This is a genomic window from Cyanobium sp. Maggiore-St4-Cus, assembly GCF_024345615.1.
Taxonomy (GTDB): domain Bacteria; phylum Cyanobacteriota; class Cyanobacteriia; order PCC-6307; family Cyanobiaceae; genus Cyanobium_A; species Cyanobium_A usitatum.
Window position 1 is genome coordinate 76594 of the sequence record NZ_JAGQBL010000008.1, and the last position, 19473, is coordinate 96066.

Annotated in this window: 15 protein-coding genes; 7 read left to right on the plus strand and 8 right to left on the minus strand. The window is 65.1% G+C overall.

Annotated elements, in window-relative coordinates; genetic code table 11:
* Nucleotides 1-5 precede the first annotated feature (5 nt).
* On the minus strand, nucleotides 6-1430 hold the full coding sequence (tig, locus tag KBY99_RS09200; protein ID WP_254998710.1) for a trigger factor: 1425 nt from the start codon (nucleotides 1428-1430) through the stop codon (nucleotides 6-8).
* Nucleotides 1431-1643: 213 nt separating this feature from the next.
* Between tig and KBY99_RS09205 the strand changes: the two genes are divergently transcribed.
* The 3 genes from KBY99_RS09205 to KBY99_RS09215 are packed head-to-tail and all read left to right on the plus strand — an operon-like array spanning nucleotide 1644 to nucleotide 5760.
* On the plus strand, nucleotides 1644-2738 hold the full coding sequence (locus tag KBY99_RS09205; RefSeq protein ID WP_254998714.1) for an aspartate-semialdehyde dehydrogenase: 1095 nt from the start codon (nucleotides 1644-1646) through the stop codon (nucleotides 2736-2738).
* Nucleotides 2735-3640: a 4-hydroxy-tetrahydrodipicolinate synthase gene (dapA, locus tag KBY99_RS09210; protein ID WP_254998717.1), complete on the plus strand. Its 906-nt coding sequence runs from the start codon at nucleotides 2735-2737 to the stop codon at nucleotides 3638-3640. Before KBY99_RS09205 ends, dapA begins: the two co-directional genes overlap by 4 nt.
* Before the next feature lie 59 nt (nucleotides 3641-3699).
* Nucleotides 3700-5760, plus strand: a complete 2061-nt coding sequence (locus tag KBY99_RS09215; RefSeq protein WP_254998719.1) for a ribonuclease J — start codon at nucleotides 3700-3702, stop codon at nucleotides 5758-5760.
* Between the two features lie 17 nt (nucleotides 5761-5777).
* Here the strand turns inward: KBY99_RS09215 and KBY99_RS09220 are convergent, their stop codons facing one another.
* Entirely contained in the window at nucleotides 5778-6470 is a 693-nt protein-coding gene (locus tag KBY99_RS09220; RefSeq protein WP_254998720.1) for a hypothetical protein, read from the minus strand.
* Entirely contained in the window at nucleotides 6467-7549 is a 1083-nt protein-coding gene (gene tilS / locus KBY99_RS09225) for a tRNA lysidine(34) synthetase TilS (protein WP_254998721.1), read from the minus strand. Before tilS ends, KBY99_RS09220 begins: the two co-directional genes overlap by 4 nt.
* Between tilS and KBY99_RS09230 the strand changes: the two genes are divergently transcribed.
* From KBY99_RS09230 to uvrB, 3 genes are all read left to right on the plus strand, one after another.
* The gene (locus KBY99_RS09230) at nucleotides 7548-8348 is read left to right on the plus strand and encodes a DUF561 domain-containing protein (RefSeq protein ID WP_254998723.1); all 801 of its coding nucleotides are present in this window, start codon (nucleotides 7548-7550) and stop codon (nucleotides 8346-8348) included. The genes tilS and KBY99_RS09230 overlap by 2 nt on opposite strands.
* A gap of 67 nt (nucleotides 8349-8415) precedes the next feature.
* Complete coding sequence (locus KBY99_RS09235) at nucleotides 8416-8844, plus strand: phage holin family protein (RefSeq protein ID WP_106632469.1); 429 nt, start codon at nucleotides 8416-8418, stop codon at nucleotides 8842-8844.
* A gap of 16 nt (nucleotides 8845-8860) precedes the next feature.
* On the plus strand, nucleotides 8861-10867 hold the full coding sequence (uvrB, locus tag KBY99_RS09240) for an excinuclease ABC subunit UvrB (protein ID WP_254998724.1): 2007 nt from the start codon (nucleotides 8861-8863) through the stop codon (nucleotides 10865-10867).
* 30 nt (nucleotides 10868-10897) lie between these two features.
* On the opposite strand, the gene KBY99_RS09245 is transcribed toward uvrB, so the two are convergent.
* Genes KBY99_RS09245 through KBY99_RS09260 form a run of 4 tightly spaced genes read right to left on the minus strand, consistent with a single transcriptional unit; the run spans nucleotide 10898 to nucleotide 15841 of the window.
* Nucleotides 10898-12217 (minus strand): sugar transferase, encoded by a 1320-nt coding sequence (locus tag KBY99_RS09245; protein ID WP_254998725.1) that lies wholly within the window; start codon nucleotides 12215-12217, stop codon nucleotides 10898-10900.
* The gene (locus KBY99_RS09250) at nucleotides 12214-14052 is read right to left on the minus strand and encodes an aspartate kinase (protein WP_254998726.1); all 1839 of its coding nucleotides are present in this window, start codon (nucleotides 14050-14052) and stop codon (nucleotides 12214-12216) included. Before KBY99_RS09250 ends, KBY99_RS09245 begins: the two co-directional genes overlap by 4 nt.
* Nucleotides 14053-14109: 57 nt before the next feature.
* Complete coding sequence (gene holA / locus KBY99_RS09255) at nucleotides 14110-15081, minus strand: DNA polymerase III subunit delta (RefSeq protein ID WP_254998727.1); 972 nt, start codon at nucleotides 15079-15081, stop codon at nucleotides 14110-14112.
* A 16-nt stretch (nucleotides 15082-15097) separates the two neighbouring features.
* The gene (locus KBY99_RS09260) at nucleotides 15098-15841 is read right to left on the minus strand and encodes a hypothetical protein (protein WP_254998729.1); all 744 of its coding nucleotides are present in this window, start codon (nucleotides 15839-15841) and stop codon (nucleotides 15098-15100) included.
* A 152-nt stretch (nucleotides 15842-15993) separates the two neighbouring features.
* On the opposite strand from KBY99_RS09260, the gene KBY99_RS09265 reads away from it, so the two are divergent.
* Nucleotides 15994-16692, plus strand: coding sequence for a precorrin-8X methylmutase (locus KBY99_RS09265; protein ID WP_254998730.1), 699 nt, complete (start codon nucleotides 15994-15996; stop codon nucleotides 16690-16692).
* Here the strand turns inward: KBY99_RS09265 and mutS are convergent.
* On the minus strand, nucleotides 16650-19424 hold the full coding sequence (gene mutS, locus KBY99_RS09270; RefSeq protein ID WP_254998732.1) for a DNA mismatch repair protein MutS: 2775 nt from the start codon (nucleotides 19422-19424) through the stop codon (nucleotides 16650-16652). The two genes, KBY99_RS09265 and mutS, sit on opposite strands and share 43 nt — an antisense overlap.
* Between the last annotated feature and the right edge of the window lie 49 nt (nucleotides 19425-19473).

Here is a 19473-nt window from a genome sequence, read left to right on the forward strand (position 1 = left end):
TGTGGCTATTGGGCTTTGGCTGGTTTGGCCTTGGCTTTCGCTTTGGTCTTTGCCTGCTCCTCGCCTGCTTCATCAGGGTCGGCGTCGGCTGGGGTGGCAGCCTTTTCGGTGATGGTGCTGTTGGCCTCAAGCCACTCCAGCAGCTTGTCGCGCAGCAGGTCGTCGGCAACGGCCAGACGCAATCTTTCGGGATCGATGTTGCCCTGCTGGCTCAGGCCGCGGCTGATCTCCTTGATTTTGGTTTCGAGCTCCTTGGCTTCCACCTCGATCGCCTCGGCGGCGGCGAGGGCCTTGAGGGCCAGGCTGCGGCGCAGGCGCTCCTCTGCCTCCGGCCGGGAGGTGTCCATCAATGAGCGCACCAGGTCGGGGGTGAACAGCTTTTTGACGTCCATGCCCTGCTGGGCGATCTGTCCTGCTGTCTGCTCCACCAGGTTGCGGATTTCCTGTTGAACCAGGGTTTCGGGCAGTTCCACTTCAAGCTCCTCCACCAGGGCGGCGAGCAGGGCGTCGTGGCGGCTGGCCTTAGCCCGGCGCTCGGCGTCGTCCTTGAGGCGGGTTTCCAGATCGCTGCGCAGTTCGGCCAGGGTGGCTTTGTCGCTGGCCTGCTGGGCAAAGGAGTCGTCAAGGGCGGGTAGTTCCCGGCACTTGAGGTCTTTCAGGCTGATCTCGAAGCGCGACTGGCGGCCGGCGGCCTCCTCTTGGGGATAGCTCTCCGGGAACTGGCAGTCGATGGTCTTGCTAGCGCCTATAGCCATGCCGATTACGCCCTCGACGAAGCCGGGGATCATCCGGCCCTCCTCCAGCTCGACTTCCATGGCATCGCTGCTGCCACCACTGATGGCCTCGCCGCTATCCACGTAGATGCCGCTGAAGCTGAGTACCGCCACATCGCCGCTGGCGGCGGGGCGGCCTTCTACGGGCACCAGGGTGGCCAGCTGCTTGCGCGACTGCTCGATCAGTTCATCGATGCGGGCCGGATCGAACTTGATTGCCTCGGCCTCAGCCTTTAGCCCCTTGGTGGACTTGAGTTTTGGTGTGGGCTCGACGTCGAGCTCCAGGGTGATGGTGAGGGCGCTGCCGGGCTCGAAGCGTTCCATCACGACTTCAAAGCCTTCGGTGAGCTCGGGCCTGCCGATGGCTACCACCATTTCTTGGCTAACAGCATCCCGGAAAGCGGCGTCCACTAGGTCTTCTAGGGCCGTGGCGCGGATGCGCAGGGGGCCGATCTGCTGGAGCAACACGGGCCGGGGAACCTTGCCCTTGCGAAAGCCGGGAAGCTTGATGCTGCGACTCAGCTTGTCCACGGCGGCGTCATAGCTGGCCTGGCTGCGGCCGCCGGGGATGGCCACCTCGAGGGCCACGCGGCTGCCCGGACGGGGACTGGCTTTTATCGACAGCGGGCTGGCGGCGGGGGCGGCGGCTGAGCTCATGGAAAACAGTTGCAGACCCCGATCCTAGAAAGCGGCCGTTCCGAGCTCCCAGCGCGTATTGTCGGTTCGGCGCACGACGAAAGCGATAGGTCCCGAATCAGCAAACAACGGCTTCGACCATGGCCGGTTTCTTTGTTGCAGCTTTCCGCCCCTAGCTGGTTTGACGTTTGATCACCAGCTCCGCCACCGAGTTTTGATTCTTCTCCCGCTCCCTTGACCGCCGCCCAGCCCGTCCCTACCCCGCCATCTCCCTGCCTGCCCAGTCGCCCCTTGAGGGTTGCGGTGCTCGGTGCGACCGGTGCCGTTGGCCAGGAGTTACTCGAGCTGCTCGCTGAGCGCAACTTTCCTGTGGCTGAGCTGATTCCCCTGGCGTCACCCCGCTCCGCTGGTCAAAGCCTTGCCTGGCAGGGCACATCGCTGGCGATCCGGCCCGTGGAGGCCTCAGCTTTTGAAGGGGTGGACGTGGTGCTCGCCTCAGCCGGCGGCTCGGTGTCGCGCCAGTGGGCCCCGGTGGCGGCCCGGGCTGGCGCCGTGGTGATCGATAACTCCAGCGCCTTCCGAATGGATCCGGAGGTGCCGTTGGTGGTTCCAGAAGTGAACCCCGAGGCTGCTTTTGCCCATCGGGGCATCATTGCCAACCCCAACTGCACAACAATTCTGCTCACCCTGGTTTTGGCCCCCTTGGCGGCGCGTCGGCCAATTCGGCGTGTGCTGGTGAGCACTTATCAGAGCGCCAGCGGCGCCGGTGCCCGGGCGATGGAGGAGCTGCGCCAGCTCAGCCGGACCGTGCTCGATGGAGGTGAGCCAGTGAGTGAGGTGCTGCCCCACTCCCTGGCCTTCAACCTTTTTCTGCACAACTCTCCGCTGCAGGCCAACGGTTATTGCGAGGAGGAGCTGAAGATGCTCAACGAAACCCGCAAGATCATGGGCACGCCGGAGCTGCGACTTTCGGCTACCTGTGTGCGGGTGCCGGTGCTGCGGGCCCATTCAGAGGCCGTAAATATTGAATTTCATGAGCCCTTCCCGGTGCAGGAGGCCAGAGCCCTGCTGGCTGATGCCCCCGGCGTGGAGCTGCTGGAAAACTTTGAGGCCAACCGTTTCCCGATGCCCACGGATGTGACGGGCCGCGATCCGGTGGCGGTGGGACGTATCCGCCAGGACCTCAGTGATGCCAATGCCCTGGAACTGTGGCTCTGCGGTGATCAGATCCGCAAGGGTGCGGCTCTCAATGCGATCCAGATTGCCGAGCTGTTGATCCAGGGCCCGGCGGCTGGAACTGGAGCGGTTTTGCCCGGAGGTGCTGCTTGAGCCCTATCCAGCCAGCCACTCCGCTATTTGGCCGCGTGCTGACGGCGATGGTGACCCCCTTCGCCGCCGATGGTTCGGTGGATCTGGGCCTTGCGGCCCAGCTGGCAGAGCATCTGATCAACCAAGGCTCCGATGGAATCGTGGTGTGCGGCACCACTGGCGAATCACCCACGCTCAGTTGGGACGAACAGCACGCTCTTTTAGTTGCCGTGAAGCAAGCGGTTGGGCATCGGGCCAGCGTGCTGGCGGGAAGTGGCAGCAATTGCACCGCCGAAGCGGTGGAGGCGACTCGGCAGGCGGCGGCCCTCGGTGCGGACGGCGCCCTAGTGGTAGTGCCGTACTACAACAAGCCCCCCCAGGACGGCCTTGAGGCCCATTTCCGCGCTGTGGCAGCGGCGGCACCCCATCTGCCCCTGATGCTTTACAACATCCCTGGTCGTACAGGCACCAGCCTGGAGCCAGCCACCGTGGCCCGCTTGCTCGACTGCGCCAACGTGGTGAGTTTCAAGGCTGCTAGCGGCAGCACAGAAGAAGTGAGCGCCCTGCGGGCCCTGTGCGGCAACCGTCTGGCGATCTATAGCGGTGACGACGCCCTCACCCTGCCGATGCTTGCCGTTGGTGCTGTGGGAGTGGTGAGTGTGGCCAGCCACCTGGCCGGCGCTGAGATCAGCGCCATGGTGCGCGCCTTTTACGCGGGGGATTTGGCCCAAGCCCTGGCTCTGCACGACCAGCTGCTGCCCCTGTGCAAGTCCCTTTTCTGCAGCACCAACCCGATCCCCGTCAAAGCCGCCTTGGAGCTCAGCGGCTGGCCCGTGGGTGCACCCCGTCTTCCCCTGCTTTCCGCCACCACCGACGTGCGACAACGCCTCTCCGAAACCCTGGCCGCCCTGCGTCCTACCTGACGCCAAGGCTTGAGACCAGATCGATTCAGTTTGTTCCTTTTCCCTAAAACTCCTTCTCCATGACCAGTTCCAACGGCCGAGCCCAGGGCACCAGTCAGATCGCCACCAAGCCGCCTCACCTGCGGGTGATTCCCCTGGGCGGCCTGCATGAGATCGGCAAGAACACCTGCGTGTTCGAGTACGGCGACGACATCATGTTGGTGGATGCTGGATTGGCCTTCCCCAGTGATGGGATGCATGGCGTCAATGTGGTGATGCCAGATACCAGCTATCTCAAGGAAAACCAGAAGCGGATTCGCGGCATGATCGTGACCCATGGTCACGAAGATCACATTGGTGGTATTGCCCACCACCTTAAAAACTTCAGCATCCCCGTGATTCATGGACCGCGCCTGGCGTTGGCCATGCTCACCGGCAAGATGGAGGAGGCCGGTGTGATGGATCGCACCATCCTTCAAACCGTCGCGCCCCGCGATGTGGTGAAGGTGGGCCAACATTTTTCAGTGGAGTTCATCCGCAACACCCACTCGATGGCCGACAGCTTCTCGCTGGCCATCACCACCCCTGTGGGCACGGTGATCTTCACCGGCGACTTCAAATTTGACCACACGCCGGTGGATGGCGAGACCTTCGACATGGCTCGCCTCGCCCATTACGGCGACAAGGGGGTGCTTTGCCTGTTCAGTGACTCCACCAACGCCGAGGTGCCGGGCTTCTGCCCTCCCGAGCGTTCGGTGTTCCCTTGCCTGGATCGTCACATCTCCCAGGCAGAAGGCCGCGTGATCATCACAACTTTTGCCAGCTCGATTCACCGGGTGTCGATGATCCTGGAGTTGGCCCTAAAGAACGGCCGCAAGGTGGGACTGCTGGGCCGCTCCATGCTCAACGTTATTGCCAAGGCGCGGGAGTTGGGTTATATGCGCGCCCCCGATGATTTGTTTGTGCCGATCAAGCAGATACGTGATCTGCCCGACCGCGAAACTCTGTTGCTGATGACTGGTAGTCAGGGTGAGCCCCTGGCAGCTTTGAGCCGCATCTCCCGTGGTGAGCATCCCCAGGTGCAGGTGAAAAGCACCGACACGATTATTTTCTCGGCCAGCCCGATCCCTGGCAACACCATCTCGGTGGTGAACACCATTGACCGGCTGATGATGCTCGGCGCCAAGGTGGTTTATGGCAAGGGCGAGGGTATTCACGTCTCTGGCCATGGCTTCCAGGAAGACCAGAAGCTGATGCTGGCCCTAACCAAGCCCAAGTATTTTGTGCCCGTGCATGGCGAGCACCGCATGCTCGTGGCCCACAGCAAAACCGCCCAGTCGATGGGGGTACCAGGCGACAACATGCTCATCATCGACAACGGTGATGTGGTGGAGCTCACTGCCGATTCGATCCGTAAAGGCGACCCCGTCAAGGCCGGCATCGAACTGCTGGATGCTTCCCGCAACGGCATCGTTGATGCCCGGGTGCTGAAGGAGCGCCAGCAGCTGGCAGAAGACGGCGTGATCACTCTGCTTGCGGTGATCAGCACCGACGGTGTGATGGCTGCGCCGCCGCGGGTGAATATCCGTGGTGTGGTCACCACTGCTGATGCCCGCAGACTCTCGATGTGGGCCGAGCGCGAAATCGGCTGGGTGCTGGAAAATCGCTGGAATCAGCTCTGCCGCAACACCGGTGGCAAGGCCCCTGAGGTGGATTGGGTCGGTGTGCAGCGAGAGGTAGAGGTGGGTCTGCAACGCCGCCTGCGCCGCGAGCTCCAAGTGGAGCCGTTGATCATTTGCCTGGTGCAGCCAGCCCCTGCCGGTACGCCTGCTTACAAGGGCCGCGCCGACGCCGAACCCGACAGCCGCCCCGCTCCCCGGGGTCGCTCTGCCCGTGATGGAGGCGGCCGCGATGGAGGTGGTCGTGATGCAGGTGCCCGTGGCCGTGATGGCGCTGTGCCGGCACCCCAGCGTCAGCTGGTTGCCGTTGGAGCCGCCGCCTCTGCGGCCACGCCTGTGTCTGCTCCTACTGCCGCCCCAGCCGCTGTAGTTGCTGAGGTTTCGGCCCCAGCCCCAGCAGAGCTCGAGCCGGAACCCGCCGGCCGTACCCGGCGCCGCCGTTCAGCCGCTATTGCGGGCTGATCGGCCCCAGCACCAGCTCAGCGGATCACCACTCGCAGCAGCCCCTTGGAGAGTTCGGCGAACTCCTCGGGGCTAGGGCCTCCGACTTGCTTGGCAAAACGCCCTTCTGGCTCAGCGAGGCTCTCTTTGCTCACGGCGACGTCCAGCTCTTGAGCAGTCGCCGCATCTGCCTGGGCCACCTCTATCAGCTCTGGCTCATCGACCACTTCAACTAACAGATTCGGCACCTGCGCCGGCACGGGCACCTGAACCTCCGCCGCCTCGATGCCTCCAAGTTGCTCCATCCAGGGCATGGCCGAGCCAGAGCTGCTAATTACTGTTCCGCCCGCTACTGGCTCATTGCCGAAGGGGAAGGCTTGGCCTCCAGTGCTTGGTGCATTCGAGGCTTGCTCCGGTGCAACTTCCAGTTGTGCTGCCTGGCTGGCGCATTGCTCCAGCCCCTGGTCGGCGATATCCCGCAGTACGGGTTCTTGCGTGGCTGCTCGAACGCGGCTGTAAAAACCGGTTGCTGTAGCTCTGTCTTGGTAGCCGTAGAGGTAGGTGTGGCCTAGTAAGAGCTGCAGTCTTTGGCGCAGGGGGTCGGCGGGCTCGTTGGGCAGCTCGAGCAGCAGCTCCTCGCTTAAGCGGGCCACATCGTCCCATTGGCGTTCGCTGTAAACCCGCTCAATGGCCTCATAACGCTGTTGCAGCGAGTTCGGCGAGGTTGTCATTGCGGCAGGTGTGCGGCGGGATGGTGCAGCCACAGTGTGCAGCGATCCCAGCGCAGCTGCCAATCCGCGCCTAGGTCTGCCTGGCCTGGGGGATGGCCCGGTTGCAGCCGCCGCAATAGTTCTTCGAGTTGCCTGGCTGGGAGCGCCAGCCTGGTGCTTTGCTCAAGCCAGTGATGCAGCAGTTGGCGCTGGTTGGCTACGGCTAGGCCGCCCAGCTCCTGGCGCTGTAGGCCTGGTGTCCCAGCCTGGCTGCCGGCTGTTTTTAGATTTTGCAGGGCCAGATTCACTAATTCGTTGCGGCTCTCCACCTCTTCCACCAGCCTCTCTGCTTGGGCGCTGATCCTCTTGGCGGCGCCGGGATGGAGCTCCTCCAGCACGGGTACCACCTCGGCCCGGATTCGGTTTCGGCTGTAGCGGCGGTCGGTATTGCTCGGGTCGTGCCACACGGGCAGCGTCAGTTGCTCGCAAAGCCGGGCGGTGTCGGCCCGGGAGAAGGGCAGCAGCGGTCGCGCCAGCGCGATTGGCTCGCTTGGATCGGTGGTTGGGCTCGATGGGCTGGTGAGGGGGCGCAGGCTGCGCAGGCTCGCCAGGCCGCGGCGATGGCTGCCTCGGGCTAGTTGCAGCAACAGAGTTTCGGCTCGATCGCTGGCGGTGTGGGCGGTCACCACATGGCCCACCCCCAAACATCTGGCCTGCTTAGCCAACTGGCCGTAGCGCCAGTGGCGGGCGTCAGCTTCGCTGGTTGCCTCCAGCGGCCTCAGCCAGGAGGAAACGTGCAGCTCGAGCCCCTGGTCGCTGCACCAACCGGCCAGCTCCGCTGCCACCTGGCCCGACTCCGGTCGCCAGCGGTGGTCGCCGTGCCAGAGGTGCAGGGGCCACTGGTGCAGGCGCTGCAGGTCGCGTAGCAGGGCCAGCAGGGCCATGGAATCTTGACCACCCGAGAGGGCCAGCAGCAGCGGCGCTCCTGCCGGCAACAGGTCGGGATGGTGCCGCAGGTGGCGATGCAGCCGCAGGTGGTCCGGGCTCCAGCGCGGTCCGGGTGGGAGAATCGATTCAATATTCAAATCTTGCGTTTCCATGGTTGCGAAGTCGCGTCTTGAGCAGCTGCCCTCCGCCCTGCAAGCCGCGCTTGCTGATCGCCGCCTGCTCAAGGTGATCGCTGGCCTGACCAATTTTGATGCTGCCAGTGTGGAGCGGATCTGCCGAGCCGCTGGCTTAGGCGGAGCCGATTTGATCGATGTGGCCTGCGATCCGGAGCTGGTGCAGCTGGCCGCTGCAGTGAGCGGTTTGCCGATCTGCGTGAGCGCAGTTGAGCCCGAGCTGTTTGCCGCCGCTGTGGCTGCCGGGGCGGCAATGGTTGAAATTGGTAACTACGACGCCTTTTACCCCCTCGGTCGCATCTTCGATGCCGCCGAGGTGCTTGAGCTCACCCGCCGCACTCGCGAGTTGCTGCCCGAGGTGGTGTTGAGCGTCACCGTGCCCCATGTGCTGCCCCTCGATCAGCAGGAGCAGCTGGCGGTGGATCTGGTGGCCGCCGGTGCCGACATCATCCAAACCGAGGGCGGCACAAGCGCTAAGCCCTTCAGCGCTGGCAGCCTCGGCCTTATTGAGAAGGCGGCTCCAACCCTGGCCGCTGCCCACAGCATCAGCCGGGCCTTGGCTGCGGCGGAAAGTGTTGAAGCGGGTAGTGCTGCCCCGGTGCTGTGTGCCTCTGGCCTCTCCGCCGTCACCGTGCCGATGGCAATCGCCGCCGGTGCCGCCGGTGTGGGGGTTGGTTCGGCGATCAACAAGCTGAACGACCCGCTGGCCATGGTGGCCGTCGTGCGCGGTCTACGCGAGGCACTTGGAATGCCTGCAGGCGCAATCGTTGTTGGTTAACGCCAAGCTCAGTGGCTTCTGCCTGAACCCATGACTATTTTGCGGCAATGATCACCGCATCTTTTTCATGGGTTCTTTGATGTGGCTATTGCAGTGGCCGATTAGGGCCATTGTGCTGTTGATTGTGGCCTGGCTTCCCTTGGGAGTGGAGGTGAGCAGTTTCCCGATCGCCATGCTTTCCGCTGTGGTGATCGGCTTGCTGGGCACCCTGTTGATCTGGCCGCTGAAGCTGCTGCTGGGTCCGGTGTGGGCGGTCACCAGCCTGGGGGGCCTGATCAGTCCGGTGAGCCTGCTGTTCAACTGGGCAATCACCGTGGTGCTGTTTGGTCTGGCGGCTTGGTTGATCAAGGGATTCCGCCTCAAAAACGGAGTGGTGAGCGCGATTCTCGGCGGCGTTGTCTATGCCGTGTTGTCGGCCGTGATCCTGCGGATCCTTGGCCTTGATGTCGACTTCACTCGCGCAGCTGCCCTAATCACCACAGCTCCGGTGGTTTGACCCCGAGAATGGGGGCATGGTTCCGTTTGAACTCCACGCCCCCTACCAACCCAAGGGAGATCAGCCCACGGCCATTGCCGGGCTGGTGCAGGGTGTTGATGGGGGCGAGCGCTACCAGACCCTGCTAGGCGCCACCGGCACCGGCAAGACCTTCACGATCGCCAACGTGATCGCCCAGACCGGGCGCCCTGCTTTGGTGCTGGCCCACAACAAAACCTTGGCGGCCCAGCTCTGCAATGAGCTGCGGGAGTTCTTCCCGAATAACGCTGTTGAATATTTCATTAGCTACTACGACTATTACCAGCCCGAGGCGTATGTGGCTGTCTCCGACACCTACATCGCCAAAACAGCCTCGATCAATGAAGAGATCGACATGCTGCGCCACTCGGCGACCCGTTCGCTGTTTGAACGCAACGATGTGATCGTTGTGGCTTCTATTAGTTGTATTTATGGTTTAGGTATCCCCAGTGAATATCTAAAAGCTGCAGTCAAGTTTAAGGTGGGCGATACCCTAAATTTGCGAGGCTCCCTGCGGGAGTTGGTAAACAACCAGTATTCCCGCAACGACCTGGAGATTTCCCGCGGTCGTTTTCGGGTGCGGGGAGATGTGCTGGAGATCGGCCCGGCCTATGAAGACCGGCTGGTGCGGATTGAGCTCTTTGGTGATGAGGTGGAGGCGATCCGCTACGTGGATCCCACCACCGGGGAGATCCTGCAAAGCCTCGACACAATCAATATCTATCCGGCTAAGCACTTTGTGACGCCAAAGGAGCGGCTGGCGGAAGCGATCTTGGCCATCCGCCACGAGATGCGTGAAAGGCTCGATGTACTCAACGGTCAGGGGCGGCTCCTAGAGGCCCAGCGGCTGGAGCAGCGCACTACCTACGACCTCGAGATGCTCGAGCAGGTGGGCTACTGCAATGGCGTGGAGAACTACGCCCGCCATTTGGCCGGTCGAGAGGCGGGCACGCCGCCGGAATGCCTGATCGACTATTTCCCTAAAGACTGGCTGCTGGTGGTGGATGAGAGCCACGTCACCTGCTCCCAGCTGCAGGCGATGTACAACGGCGACCAGTCGCGTAAGCAGGTGCTGATTGAGCACGGCTTCCGCCTGCCCAGCGCTGCCGACAACAGGCCGCTCAAGGGTTCGGAGTTCTGGGAGAAGGCCCAGCAGACGATCTTTGTGAGTGCCACTCCTGGTAACTGGGAGATGGAGCAGAGCAGTGGCCAGATTGTGCAGCAGGTGATTCGCCCTACCGGGGTGCTCGACCCGATCGTGGAGGTGCGCCCCAGTGAGGGTCAGGTGGACGACCTGCTCGGCGAGATCCGGGTGCGGGCGGAGAAGAACGAGCGAGTGCTTGTGACCACTCTCACCAAGCGCATGGCAGAAGATCTCACCGATTACCTGGCCGAAAACGGCGTGCGAGTGCGCTATTTGCACTCCGAGATTCATTCGATTGAGCGGATTGAGATCATCCAAGATCTCAGGAATGGTGAATATGACGTGCTGGTTGGCGTTAATCTACTACGGGAAGGATTGGACCTGCCTGAGGTATCGCTAGTGGCGATTCTTGATGCCGATAAGGAGGGTTTCCTGCGGGCCGAGCGCTCCTTGGTTCAGACCATCGGCCGGGCTGCCCGCCACATCGAGGGCATGGCGATTCTCTATGCCGACAACCTCACCGATTCGATGGCTAAGGCCATCTCAGAAACCGAGCGCCGCCGCGCCATTCAGCACGCCTACAACGTTGAGCACGGCATCACCCCCACCCCTGCAGGCAAGCGGGCCGGAAATTCGATTCTCTCCTTTCTGGAGATGTCACGGCGGCTCAACGACGACCAGCTGGAGGAGGCCACCGAGCAGGCCGAGCACAACAATGTGCCGCTGGATGCCCTGCCGGAGCTCATCCAGCAGCTCGAAGAGAAGATGAAGGGGGCTGCTAAGAATCTCCAGTTTGAAGAGGCTGCCAACTTGCGCGACAAGATTAAAAACCTGCGCCAGAAGTTGGTGGGGAAGCATTAGCGCGATTCTGATCAGCGCGATTGTGAGGGGTCAACGACCGGCTGCCTTGAGCACGATCTTGATGGTTTTGACCATGATCAGTAGATCCAGCCAGAGCCCGGCATTGCGCAGGTAGAAAAGGTCGTAGCTCAGTTTCAACTCCGAATCCTCAATGCTTGAGGTGTAAGGCATGTTCACTTGGGCCCAGCCGCTGAGGCCGGGCCGCACCCAGTGGCGCAGGCGGTAGTTGGGGATTTCCGCCTCTAGCTGACCCTCTAGTTCGGGCCGTTCCGGACGCGGGCCGATCAGGCTCATCTCCCCTCGCAGCACGTTGATCAGCTGGGGCAGTTCATCGAGCCTGGTGCGGCGCAGCCATTGGCCGATCGGAGTTATACGCGCATCCTGCTCTGCTGCCCATAGGGCGCTACCTGTTTCGGCTAGGGGCACCATGGTGCGCAGTTTCAGCACAGCGAAGGACTGGCCCATTAGCCCAGTGCGTTGTTGCCGATAGATCACGGCACCGCCGTCCTGCGCTCGGACTAATAGGGCGGCCAGCGCCACGACCGGGCTGGTTATCACCAGCAGCACGAGGCTGATCAACACATCGGCGAAGCGCTTGAGCTGCTGCTCAAACGTGCTGTTATTGCCATCGATGCGGCTTGAAAACAGCAGCCATTGATCGCCCACCCAGTGGGGAGGAATGCGCAGTAGTTCTTGCTCCGCCATGGCCGCCAGGGACAGCACAGGATGGCCCTGGCCCACTACCTGTTGGCAAAATTGTTGTACGTCCGCTTCGGCGGCTACGCCACTGGTGAGTGCGATGGTGGCGTTGGGGGAATCGCGTTCCCAGAGCGTGGAACTGAACGGCAAGATTGGCGGCAGGGGAGTGTTGCCGTAGCTGCGCAGCCATTCCTTGGTGATGGCCTCCACTTCCTGTGGCAGCGCCACGATCTGCCAGGCAGGTTGGGAGGACAGATGTTGGCCTTGGCGCAGCCCCAGCCGCACTAGGGCGCTCCAGCAGGAAACCAGGCTGAACATAGGAATCAGACTGCCCCGGTGCAGCAGGGTGATGTCTTGAGGCACCCGCAGCAGCCAACCCAGCAGGGCGCCCGCCACGATGCTGGCGCCGCTGGTGATTCCGAGCCGCAGCAGCAGTTGTATCCAGCGCAGCCGCGTCAGTTTCAGCAGGGTGTAGGAGCCGAACAGCCAGCCCAGGCTCAGGTAGATCAGCACTAGGCCCAGCAGCAAGAGCTGTTGATTGCCAACACTGTTTTGGCGCAGGCCGTTTACGGTTAACGCTGCGGCGATTAACCCAGCAGCGTCAAGACCTGCCGCGAGGGCAAGGGGAAGGCGGTGGCGGCCCCAGTTCATGCCATCGATCCCTCGACCTCGCCAGGCGCCTCGGTGCCTTCGGCCCGATGTTGCGCGATGCCTCCAAGTGCAAATGCGGCGTGCACTGCCTGTAGAGCTGCTACCCCATCGGTTTCGGCTACGACGCAGCTGGTGCGGATCTCGCTGGTGGCGATCAGTTCGATGTTGATGCCTGCGTCAGCTAGGCAGCGGAACATGCGGGCTGCTGTGCCTGGGGTGAATGGCATACCAGCCCCTACTGCGCTGATTCGGGCTATGGCGGGCCCCTCCTCGAAGCTGGAGCCGGGCCATTGCCGCAGTAGGGGCGCCAGGGTCTGCTGTGCCCGCGTCAGATCGTCGCGTTTGAGCACGAAGCTCATATCACGGCTTGGCCCCGCGTGGGTGCGCTCGGATTGCACGATCGCGTCGAGGCTGATGCTGGCGTCGGCCAGGGTGCGGCAGACGGCCGCGGCGGTGCCAGGGCGATCGGGAAGGCGCCTCACTGCCACCTGGGCCTGATCGCGGTCGAGGGCAACGCCGCGAACGGCAGGATCCCCCTGATGGCAGGGCCTGGGATCGCGGCGCAGCTGCTGATCAGGCAGCTCGAAGGCTTCGGCAGCGGCCCGCAGGGCCCGATCCGCCTGGTCTCCAGCCACCAGGCAGCTCACCTTCACCTCGCTGGTAGCAATCAGGCGCAGGTTGATGCCTGAGCGGGCCAGGGTGTCGAACAGCCGGGCAGCCACCCCTGGCCGGCCCATGATCCCGGCTCCAGAGATGCTCAGCTTGGCCAAGCCGGCTTCGGCGCTCAGCTGGGCGCCGCCATCGTTGAGGGTCGCGCCCAGCCCTGCCAGCACCTCGCGGCACACCAGCTGGGCCCGGTCGCATTCAGCGGCGGCCAGGGTGAAGGCGATGTCGTTCGAGCTGCCCTCGTGGGTGGCTTGCACGATCAGATCCACGTTGAGGCCGGCGGCGCCGAGGGCCTCGAACAGCTGGGCTGCCACTCCGGGCCGGTCGGGCACGTGGGCGAGGGCCAGCACGGCCTGGTTTTTTAGGAGTTCGGCGCCATCCACCGGCTTACCCAGCTCCAGCCCCTCATGGCCAATTGGCCTGGGGGCGCCGCTGGTGAGCAGGGTGCCGGCCTGCTCGCTCCAGCTGGAGCGCACCACTAGGGGCACGCCGTAGTTGCGGGCGATCTCCACCGCCCGCGGGTGCAGCACCGAAGCCCCCAAGCTGGCCAGCTCGAGCATTTCATCGCAGCTCACCTGGGCCATCAGTTGGGCGTCGGCCACTTTGCGGGGGTCGGTGGTTAGAACCCCAGGGACGTCGGTATAGATCTCGCAGGTATCGGCGCCCAGCGCTGCTGCCAGGGCCACCGCCGAGGTGTCGGAGCCGCCGCGGCCCAAGGTGGTGATCTCGGGGGTGCCGCCGGCGCCGCTGCTGGTGCCCTGGAAACCAGCCACCACCACCACCTGACCATCAGCGAGCAGGCGTCGTAGCCGTTCGGTGCGGATCTCCAGGATGCGGGCGCGGCCGTGGGCCGATTCGGTGACGATGCCCGCCTGGGTGCCTGTCATCGACACCGCCGGCACGCCCTCGGCGTGCAGTGCCATGGAAAGCAGGGCGATCGATACCTGCTCGCCGGTGGCTAGCAGCATGTCCAGCTCCCGCTGGGGCGGGTTGCTGCTGATGGCGCGGGCTAGGCCGGAGAGCTGGTCGGTGGTGTGGCCCATCGCTGAAACCACAATCACCAGCTCGTGGCCGTCTTCACGGCTGCGGGCGATGCGGCGGGCCACTGCCTGAATGCGCTCCACATCGGCCACCGAGGTGCCGCCAAACTTCTGAACCAGCAGGGCCATGGCGGGGTGCGGCGGTTGGCGTCAGTGAAAGAAGGACTAATTATCCGTCTTGATCTCTTAAGCGTTGAGCAGGAAGCCGTCGCGGAAGGCATCGCCCGCATCACTGCCCCGCTTCAGGGCAGCCTCCACTGAAAGCAGCTGGCTGAGCAGGCGCAGGAAGACGGCGGGCTGGCGGCCGCGGATCTGCTTGCGCATCACGTAGATGCGTTTGGGGTTGCCGATGCCGGCCGCTTTAGCGATCACCGCTACGTCGCTTTCACCTTGTTGGTCGAGCAGGGTGACCCAAAGCCAGCCGCGGATCTGGCTGCTGAGGGCGGCAACGATCCGCAGGGCCGGTTCGTTGGCCTCCAGCAGGGCATCGAGCCGGGCAATGGCGTCGGCTGGCTGGCCAGCCAGCAGGGCATCGCCCACGGCGAGGGAGCTGGTGGTCTGACCGCCCACCAGGGCCTGCACGGCGGCGAGGGTGATGGGATTGGCGTAGAGGCTGAGCTTTTCAAGCTCGCTGGCGAGGCGGGCGCTGTCGTTGCCGATGGCATCGGAGAGGGCTGCCGCTGCGGCTGGCTCCAGCTTCAGCCCCAGCTCCCGGGCCGTGCGGCTCACCAGCTCCACCTGGCCGGCTCCGTCCCAGATGGCTGGCAGGGCAAAGCTTTGCTCGCTGGCCTGGCCAGCCTTCACCAGCTTCTGCAGGGCTTTGGTGGTGCGCAGCCGGGCATCCGGCTTGCCGGAACTCACCAGCACCAGATGGCAGCCATCCGCCACCTGGGCCAGGGCGGCCTCGAAACGCTCGGCCAGTTCAGCTGGGCACTGGCTGCAAAACGGACTGCGTTGCAGCACCACCATGCGGCTGCCGGCGCCAAAGGGCGGCGTGCGGGCCTCCTCGAGGGCCTGGGTCGCCTGGCCGGCGTCGTTGCCATCGAGGCGGCTGAGGTTGATGGTGGCCCAGCTGGGATCCACCTGCGCCTGCACCAGCGCTTCGACGGCACGGTTGCGGGCAGCCTCGTCGTCGCCCCAGAGCAGGTGAATGGGCATGGGTGGTGTGCGGTGCTCAGATCCGCAGGGCGCTGAGCACCGGATGGAGCTCAGTCTGGGCCAGGGCCGGATGGTCGGTGACCAGCACCACTGCGCCGGAATGGATCGCAGTAGCAAGTTCGATGGCGCAGCTGTCGTCGAGCTGGGGTTCCTGGCGGCGCAGACGCACGGCGGCAGCGGCGATGGCGCCATCGCTGGGGATCAGTTGCCAGTGGTGGGGATTGTTGAAAGCCTGGATGTAGCGCTGGGTCAGGGCCTCGTCGCCGCGGGCCAGGGGCCCCTCCAGCACCCGCATCAGGCTCAAGCTGCTGACAACCCCAATCCAATACCCAGCCTCTATGCCCTGCATCAGGGGCTCGAGGTGTTTGCCGGCGCCCTTGGCGTCGGCCAGAAAGGCCACCAGCGCGGTGCCATCGAGGGCGATCCGGGAGCCGTGGGCTAGCAGGCGGGGGCTGAAGGCGCCTTGGTGGGGCAGGTTGTGTACAGGTTGTACAAAAGCTGGCGGTGGCGGTGCTGGCCGGGCTGGTTGGCGTTGCTGGGGATCCCAGCAGCCCCGGCCGCTGCCTTGTAGGGCCATCAGGCTCTGGATTTGACGTTGGCGGACCAGGGGATCGACCGGTGCCTGCCCTGCGAGCGGCACCAGGGCGGCCATGGGGGTGCGGTGGCGCTGGATCACGATTCGCTCGCCTGCCGCCGCCCGCTCCAGCAGTTCCGGCAGGCGGCGCCTGGCCGCCTCTACGCCCAGGGTGGTGTCAGGCATTGGTGTGCACAAATCTGTACAGACCGTACAAGTTGTACAAAATCAAGGACAGCTCTGCTGGTGTGATTGATGCACCGCTCAGAAACGGTTCAACAGAATTGGTTCAAGAGAATTGGACCAAGAGAAATGCGCCATGAGAAATGGATCGGACCATGAGTAATGCTGAAACTGCGGCTCTTGGCGGAGTGCCTTCCCTGGATCACCCGATTTTTAGTGAGAGCTTGCGGCTGATCCGGCAGTTGCCGGGCACGGCGGCGGCGCTGGCGCCGCTCAGCCCCCTGCAGCAGGACGTGCTGCTGCGCCTGATTCACAGCAGCGGTGATCCGGGTTTGGCGGCCGATCTGGTTTGTCCCGCTACCGCCTGCGGCGCTGGCTTGGCGGCGTTAGCTGCGGGGGTGCCGATCCTCACGGACACTGCAATGGCGGCCGCGGCGGTGGCGCCGATGGCGCGGCGCACCTTCGCCAATCCGGTGCGCAGCGTGCTCGAGTGGGCGCCTGAACAGGCGCCGGCGGGCTCCACGCGCACGGCTGCCGGCATGGCGGCGGCGCTGGCCGGGCAGGGCCAGCCAGGCGTGGTGTTGATCGGCAGCGCTCCCACGGCCCTGGAGGTGCTGCTGGAGCTGGTTGCCTCAAAAGCAGTGCCGCCACCAGCCTTGGTGATCGGCATGCCGGTGGGGTTTGTGGGGGTGGCGGAGAGCAAGCGTCACCTGGCTGAGAGTGGCCTGGTGCATATGCGGCTCGAGGGCTCCAAAGGCGGAGCCGGACTGGTGGCAGCGGCCTGCAACGCCCTGCTGCGGGCTGCCTGGCTTCAGGCGGCAAGCGCGCCGTCGGCCCCGCTGGGTTCGTCCTGATTCACTTGTACGACGCTGTTGGCTTCGATGCGGCCCAGCACCTGGCGGGCGCGCAGCACCACCGCGGCGGGAACGCCGGCTAGGCGGGCGGCCTCGATGCCATAGCTGCGGCTGGCGCCGCCGGGGGCTACCTGGTGCAGAAATATCAAGGCGTCGCCGGTTTCCTGCACCAGCACCTGGGCATTGGCGACGTTGGCCAGCTGGCCGGCCAGGGCGTTGAGTTCGTGGTAATGGGTGGCGAAGATGCTGCGGGCGCCGATGCCGCCGCGCTCGGCCGGCGTGGCCAGGTGCTCGGCCACGGCCCAGGCGATCGAGAGGCCATCGAAGGTGGCGGTGCCGCGGCCGATCTCATCGAGCAGCACCAAGGAGCGCTCGCTGGCGTGGTGGAGGATGTTGGCGGTTTCGGCCATCTCCACCATGAAGGTGGATTGGCCGGCGGCTAGGTCGTCGCCGGCGCCGACGCGGGTGAACAGGCGATCGGCGATGCCGAGGCGGGCCGAGGTGGCTGGGATCCAGCTGCCCATCTGGGCCATCAGCTGCAGCAGGCCGGTTTGGCGCAGGTAACAGCTTTTGCCGCTGGCGTTGGGGCCGGTGAGGATGATCAGGTCGGGGCGGGGGGCGGCCTCGGGGATGGCACCAAGAACCACGCTGTTGGCGGTGAAGGGCTCTTCCACCAGCAGCTGCTCCACCACCGGGTGGCGGCCGGCTTCAATCTGCAGCAGGCGGGCCTCGGGACCGGCGGGGTCGGTGATTTCGGGGCAGCAGTAGCCGCTGGTGGCGGCCACCTCGGCTAGGGCCCCGAGGGCGTCGAGCTCGGCCACCAGGCGCGCAGCTGTGCGGATGGCGGCGGCCTGCTCGCCCACCTGGATGCGCAGGCCGCAGAACAGTTCGTATTCGCGCTGGGCGGCGCGGGCTTTGAGCTGCTGGATGGCGCCCTCGCGGTTGCGCAGGGCTGGGGTGACGAAGCGCTCCTCGTTGGCCAGGGTTTGGCGGCGGATCCAGTGCTCCGGCACCGCCGCCGCCTTGGCCTTCGACACCGCCAGGAAGTAGCCGAAGGTGCGGTGGTATTGGAGTTTGAGGCTGCTGAGGCCGCTGAGCCGGCGCTCCTCGGATTCCTGCTGGGCCAGCCAGGTGTCCTGGTCGTCGAGCTGGTTGCGCAGCTCATCGAGGGCCGGATCAACGCCGTCGTGGAACAGGCCGCCCTCGGTGAGCGATAGGGGTGGGGTGTCGAGCAGGGCGTGGCGCAGCTCGCCGGCCAGGCTTTCAAGTTCGGGCCAGGGGCGGGCCAGGGCCTGCAGCGGGGCGCTGGTGGCGTTGGTGAGCTGGGCGGCCAGCTGGGGCAGGCGTTCGAGACCATCGGCCAATGCCACCAGATCCCGGGCCGAGGCGCTGCCGGCGCCGGCGCGGCCGGCCAGGCGTTCCAGGTCGCCCATCGGGCGCAGCAGCCGGCGCAGGGTTAGTCGCAGGCCGCGATCGGCCACCAGCTCGCTCACGCCGCCCTGGCGTTCCAGGATTGCTGGCCGCTCCACCAGCGGCGCCTGCAGCCAGCGGCGCAGGCAGCGGCCACCCATGGCGGTGTGGGTGCGGTCGAGCGCCCAGAGCAGGGAGCCGTGGACGCTGCCGCCCAGCTGGGTTTTGGTGAGCTCCAGGTTGCGGCGGGTGGCGGCATCGAGCACCAACTGGTCGCCGGCCTGCCAGGTGGTGGGCGGATCTAGGGGCACCCGTGCTCGGCTGGTGTCGTCGAGGTAAGCCACCAGGCCGCCCGCCGCGCGCAGGGCCAGCGGCGCTTCGCCGAGCCCCAGGCCATCAAGGCTGGCCAGGCCGAAGCGCTGCTTGAGGGTGGCGGAGGCTTCCGGCGCCTCAAAGGGGGTGCGGGGCAGGGGCGTGAGCCGCAGGGCCTCGGGGCACCAGGTGGGGCAGGGGCCGGCACTGGCACTGGCGGTGTTGCCGGGCCAGAGCACCTCGGCGGCCTCCACTTGCAGCAGCTCCTGATGCAAGCCGGCGCTGCCGGTCCGCTCGGTGACCCGGAATTCACCGGTGCTGACATCGGCCACCGCCAGGCCCCAGCACGCGCCCTCCATCACCACGGCGCAAAGCCAGTTGTTGAGGCGGGCCGCCAGCAGGCCCTCTTCAAGCACCGTGCCGGGGGTGAGCACCCGGGTGATGCCGCGCTTTAGCAGTTCGCCTTTGGCCGGGGTGCTTTCCAGCTGGTCGCAGAGGGCGACGCTGAGGCCGCGGCGCACCAGCTCAGCGCAGTAGCGCTCGGCGGCATGGTGGGGGATGCCCGCCATCGGCACCCGACCGACAGCCTTGCCGCCCTCCTTGCCGGTGAGGGTGAGCTCCAGCAGGCGCGAGAGGGTGATGGCGTCTTCGAAGAAGCACTCGAAGAAGTCGCCGAGGCGGTAGAGCAGCACTCGATCGGGATGGGCGGCTTTGAGCTCCACGTAGTGACGCAGCATCGGCGTCAGCTGCTCTGGTGCCACCAGGCTGTGGTGGTGCCAGGGGGGCAGGTCGGAGTCGGGGCTTGAGCTTGCTGTGGTTGCGGCCGGCGGGGCAGCTGGGGCGGCTTGGCGCTGACGGCTGCGGGGCCGGGTTGGGCCGGGCTCGGGTGCGGGCTGGGGCTCTTCAGCCAGGCCCAGGGCGGCGGTGAGCGAAAGCTGTTGTTCGGCTTCCGCGGCCACGGCCCTTTCCTGGTGAGGTTGGATCGTAGGTCGACTTGCCGGTGGCTTCATGTTGTGAAGCGGTGCCCCGGCTGACCTGGGTCTGCGTGTGAGAATCTCG

Bases quoted from the DNA above. Each gene is read 5' to 3' on its own strand.
- tig (WP_254998710.1), bottom strand. From the start codon at position 1,430: ATGAGCTCAGCCGCCGCCCCCGCCGCCAGCCCGCTGTCGATAAAAGCC.
- KBY99_RS09215 (WP_254998719.1), top strand. From the start codon at position 3,700: ATGACCAGTTCCAACGGCCGAGCCCAGGGCACCAGTCAGATCGCCACC.
- KBY99_RS09220 (WP_254998720.1), bottom strand. From the start codon at position 6,470: ATGACAACCTCGCCGAACTCGCTGCAACAGCGTTATGAGGCCATTGAG.
- KBY99_RS09230 (WP_254998723.1), top strand. From the start codon at position 7,548: ATGGTTGCGAAGTCGCGTCTTGAGCAGCTGCCCTCCGCCCTGCAAGCC.
- tilS (WP_254998721.1), bottom strand. From the start codon at position 7,549: ATGGAAACGCAAGATTTGAATATTGAATCGATTCTCCCACCCGGACCG.
- KBY99_RS09235 (WP_106632469.1), top strand. From the start codon at position 8,416: ATGGGTTCTTTGATGTGGCTATTGCAGTGGCCGATTAGGGCCATTGTG.
- uvrB (WP_254998724.1), top strand. From the start codon at position 8,861: ATGGTTCCGTTTGAACTCCACGCCCCCTACCAACCCAAGGGAGATCAG.
- KBY99_RS09245 (WP_254998725.1), bottom strand. From the start codon at position 12,217: ATGAACTGGGGCCGCCACCGCCTTCCCCTTGCCCTCGCGGCAGGTCTT.
- KBY99_RS09250 (WP_254998726.1), bottom strand. From the start codon at position 14,052: ATGGCCCTGCTGGTTCAGAAGTTTGGCGGCACCTCGGTGGCCGATGTG.
- holA (WP_254998727.1), bottom strand. From the start codon at position 15,081: ATGCCCATTCACCTGCTCTGGGGCGACGACGAGGCTGCCCGCAACCGT.
- KBY99_RS09260 (WP_254998729.1), bottom strand. From the start codon at position 15,841: ATGCCTGACACCACCCTGGGCGTAGAGGCGGCCAGGCGCCGCCTGCCG.
- KBY99_RS09265 (WP_254998730.1), top strand. From the start codon at position 15,994: ATGAGTAATGCTGAAACTGCGGCTCTTGGCGGAGTGCCTTCCCTGGAT.
- mutS (WP_254998732.1), bottom strand. From the start codon at position 19,424: ATGAAGCCACCGGCAAGTCGACCTACGATCCAACCTCACCAGGAAAGG.